Here is a 3790-nt window from a genome sequence, read left to right on the forward strand (position 1 = left end):
ATCAGCAGCACGAAGACGCTGCCGACAAGGCGACGGCGGATGAGCGTGAGGGCGCGGGTCATGGGGGCGTGGGAGGCTTGGCACTGAGTCGCCCAAGAGAGATGTCGCGCCTGAGCGCCCCCCTCTGTCCTGCCGGACATCTCCCCCTCAAGGGGGGAGATCGGAAGTCATTTATGGTTTCGCCAATGTTCGACGCTGCAGGAAAATCAGCCGACGGTGCGGCCAGCCAATCTCCCCCCTTGAGGGGGAGATGTCCGGCAGGACAGAGGGGGGCCTCGTAGGGCTCAACGCCTACGCTGATTTCGCGAACTCTCATCCGCGCAATTCTGTCACGATTCCAAATACGTGTCCGCCCAGTTCGACACCGCCCAGCGCGGGTTGTTGGCGATGTTGCCGACGGTGTCGCGCGCGACGCTGATAAAACTCCATTCGGCGACGTTGATCAGCGGCAGGTCGGTGGCCACCTCCTTCTGGAATTCCTTGTAGAGGTCGGTGCGGGCTGATGTATCGAGCGTCTCCGATGCCTTGGCGATGAGCGCATCGAGCGCGTCGTTCTTGTAGCCGCCCTGGTTGGAGAACGGCACGCCGTCCGGAATGCCGCTCTGCACCAGGATGGTGGTCGAGATCGCCGGGTCGCCGCGGAACACCGGCGGGCCGACAGCGAGGTCGAAGGCGTGGTCGGTGTAGACCGCCTTGATGTGCGCGGCCGAGTCGTTGTTGACCAGCTGAGCATCGATGCCGATGGCGGCGAGCGCCTGGCGCAGATAGTCGCCGAACTGCTTGGTCTCGTTGAAATAGGGCGCAGGCAGCAGCTTGAGCGAAAAGCGGTTGCCGTCGGCGCCTTTCTTGTAGCCAGCCTCGTCGAGCAGCGCGTTGGCCTTGGCGACGTCGAAGGCATAGGTCGGCACGTCGGCGGTGTAGAATTGCGGATCGTTCTTCGGCACCGGACCGGTGGCTGTCGCGGCATAGCCGAGGAACACCGTCTTGACGACGAAATCCTTGTCGATGGCATGCGCGATCGCCTGCCGCACTTTCAGGTCGGCCAGTTCCTTGCGGCGATGGTTGATCTCGACGACGAGCTGATAGGTCAGCCCTTCGTAACCCTTGGAGATCACCTTCAGGCCCGGCACCTTGGAGATGCGGTCGAGGTCGGCCAGCGGCACGGCGGAAAAGGCTGCGAGCTGGATCTCCTCGGCCTCCAGCGCGCTCGCCGCTGACGTGCGATCCGGCAGCACTTGATAGATGATCTCGTCGAGATAGGGCTCGTCCTTGCCCCAGTAGTCGGCGTTTTTGGTCAGCCGGTAATATTGGCCGGCCTTGTACTCGCCGAATTTGAACGGTCCGGTGCCGATGGGCGCGTTGTTGGCCGGGTTGTCCTCGATCTTGCCGACCTCATAGATGTGCTTCGGCACCACACTGCTCAGCGCCGGCAGCGCGTTGCGGATCAGCTGGAACGGCGTCGGCTTGGCGAATTTGAACACGGCGGTGAGATCGTCGGGGGTGTCGACGCTGGCCAGATCCTTGAATACGGTGCGGCCGAGATTCTGCAGCGGCTTCCAGATCTGCAGCGCCGAGAAGGCGACGTCGGCCGAGGTGAACGGCTTGCCGTCATGCCATTTGACGCCGTCGCGCAGTTTGAACGTCGCCGAGAGCCCGTCGGCGGCACCTTCCCAGCTCAGCGCCAGCCGTGGCGCGAGACCGTCTTTGCCGTCGAAGGAGGCTTCGGCCAGCGTTTCGACGATCTTGCTGGAGATGAAGAACACGCCGTTGGAGGCGACGATCGCCGGGTTGAGGTTGCGCGGTTCGGAATCGGCGGCAAGCACCAGTCGCCCGCCCTTCTTTGGCGTCTGCGCCCAGCCCGGTGCCGGCATTGCGGTGGAGGCCAGCAGCATTGCCGAGCCGGCAAGCATCGTGCGTCTGGAAATCGTGAAACCTGACATGATCGAACTCCGTCCTCTCCGCGACCCGGTCGGGTGCGCCAACCCCTCGGACGCCGGCAAGCCCACCGGCATCCTTGCGGCGGCGATTATGAGCCTTGCCGAGGGTTTCGCCAGAGACGGAATTGGCGCATCCTCGCTTGGCTTTGAAATTTTCGTCCGCTGGACCAGTTTGGAGGGCGTGGCTCAATTTGATCATTCTGGTAGGACCAGATTGGTTGAATATGCGACGAATGACAGCGCGGAGTCATAGAGAGGCGACATTTCATCTGTTTCTGGCTGGACCAGAACGGGCAAAGTGGTGCAGATTTGACCGCTGCCAAGGGATCGGGAGCGGAACAGCGGCGATCCGGCTATTCAGGGAGAGAGAGATGAACATTGCTCCGGGCAAGAATGCGGTCGGCAATATCCCGTTCGACCAGGCAAGGGTCGACCGGCTGATGGAGGAGGCCGGCATCGATGTGCTGCTCGCCACCTCCAAGCACAACACGCAATATCTGCTGGGCGGCTACAAGTTCATCTTCTTCGCCGCCATGGATGCGATCGGCCACAGCCGTTACCTGCCGATTGTCGTGTACGAGAAAGGCGGGCCGGACCATGCCGCCTATATCGGCAACCGCATGGAGGGCGGCGAGCATCAGAACAACCCGTTCTGGACGCCGACGCTGCACGCCGCCTGCTGGGGCACGCTCGACGCCGCCAACCTTGCGGTCGAGCATCTGCAGAAGATCGGCAAGGCGGGCGCGCGCATCGGCATCGAGCCCGGCTTCCTGCCGTCGGACGCCTATACGCTGATCCGCAAGGCGTTGCCGGACGCCAGGCTGATCGATGCGACCGACATGCTGGAGCGCATGCGCGCCATCAAGACCGATGCCGAACTGGAGAAGCTGCGCACGGCCTCTGAACTGATCACCGATTCCATGCTGGCGACCATAGCCTGGGCGCGCGAAGGCACGACCAAGGGCGAGATCATCGAACAGCTGCGGCGCGAGGAAACCAATCGCGGCATCCATTTCGAATATTGCCTGCTGACGCTGGGCTCCAGCCACAACCGCGCCGCCTCGCCGCAGGCGTGGAAAAAAGGCGAGGTGCTGTCAATCGATTCCGGCGGCAACTTTCACGGCTATATCGGCGACCTCTGCCGGATGGGCATTCTCGGGGAACCGGATGCCGAACTGGAAGATCTGCTGGCCGAGGTCGAGACGGTGCAGCAGGCGGCCTTCTCAAAAGTCAAAGCGGGCACGCTGGGCGGCGACATGATTTCCCATGCCGAGGGCGTGCTGAAGGCTTCGAAGGTCGCGGCCTACACGGATTTCTTCGCCCATGGCATGGGCCTGATCACGCACGAGGCGCCGTTCCTGATGACCAACCACCCGGTGACCTATGAAGGCACCTATGCGGCAAAGCCGCTGGAGAAGAACATGGTGCTATCGGTGGAGACGACCATGCTCCACCCGACGCGCGGCTTCATCAAGCTGGAGGACACGCTGGCGGTGACGGATGCTGGTTATGTGATGTTCGGCGACCGGGGTCGGGGGTGGAACAGGGGTGGTACTCTTTAGGACGAAGGCGGGCGCTGCCCCTCATCCGCCTGCCGGCACCTTCTCCCCGTATAGTGACGGAGAAGAGGGCAGCCGCGCCCTCGGCACCTATTTGAAAATTGGCGAAAGCGCCGATGACTGCGTCTTTCTCCCCGTCACTATACGGGGAGAAATGTCCGGCAGGACAATGAGCGACTATCTGTGGTGTCAAGTTGCATTGGCGAACTCCATGCGCGCATCGCGTGCTTTTGCATTGAGAATGACGAGGAGTTTTCGCGCCAGCGCCATGCGGATGACCATTTTGGTTTTGCC

The 3790-nt window shown here is 62.3% G+C and carries 3 protein-coding genes and 1 pseudogene; 2 read left to right on the forward strand and 2 right to left on the reverse strand.

What is annotated here, in order from left to right:
- Nucleotides 1–329 precede the first annotated feature (329 nt).
- Entirely contained in the window at nucleotides 330–1940 is a 1611-nt protein-coding gene (locus EN893_RS23300) for an ABC transporter substrate-binding protein (RefSeq protein ID WP_127272738.1), read from the reverse strand.
- Between EN893_RS23300 and EN893_RS23305 the strand changes: the two genes are divergently transcribed.
- Both EN893_RS23305 and EN893_RS23310 read left to right on the forward strand, forming a co-directional pair.
- Nucleotides 1939–2190, forward strand: a complete 252-nt coding sequence (locus tag EN893_RS23305) for a hypothetical protein (protein WP_127270857.1) — start codon at nucleotides 1939–1941, stop codon at nucleotides 2188–2190. The two genes, EN893_RS23300 and EN893_RS23305, sit on opposite strands and share 2 nt — an antisense overlap.
- Before the next feature lie 118 nt (nucleotides 2191–2308).
- The gene (locus EN893_RS23310) at nucleotides 2309–3499 is read left to right on the forward strand and encodes a Xaa-Pro peptidase family protein (RefSeq protein ID WP_127272737.1); all 1191 of its coding nucleotides are present in this window, start codon (nucleotides 2309–2311) and stop codon (nucleotides 3497–3499) included.
- Nucleotides 3500–3685: 186 nt separating this feature from the next.
- Here the strand turns inward: EN893_RS23310 and EN893_RS23320 are convergent.
- A pseudogene (locus tag EN893_RS23320) lies at nucleotides 3686–3790 on the reverse strand (IS110 family transposase); the annotation flags it as partial.

It is taken from the genome of Mesorhizobium sp. M7A.F.Ca.CA.004.04.2.1, from assembly GCF_004022825.1.
GTDB lineage: Bacteria > Pseudomonadota > Alphaproteobacteria > Rhizobiales > Rhizobiaceae > Mesorhizobium.

Coding starts and splice junctions, on each gene's coding strand:
- EN893_RS23300 (WP_127272738.1), bottom strand. CDS start 1,940: ATGTCAGGTTTCACGATTTCCAGACGCACGATGCTTGCCGGCTCGGCA.
- EN893_RS23305 (WP_127270857.1), top strand. CDS start 1,939: ATGATCGAACTCCGTCCTCTCCGCGACCCGGTCGGGTGCGCCAACCCC.
- EN893_RS23310 (WP_127272737.1), top strand. CDS start 2,309: ATGAACATTGCTCCGGGCAAGAATGCGGTCGGCAATATCCCGTTCGAC.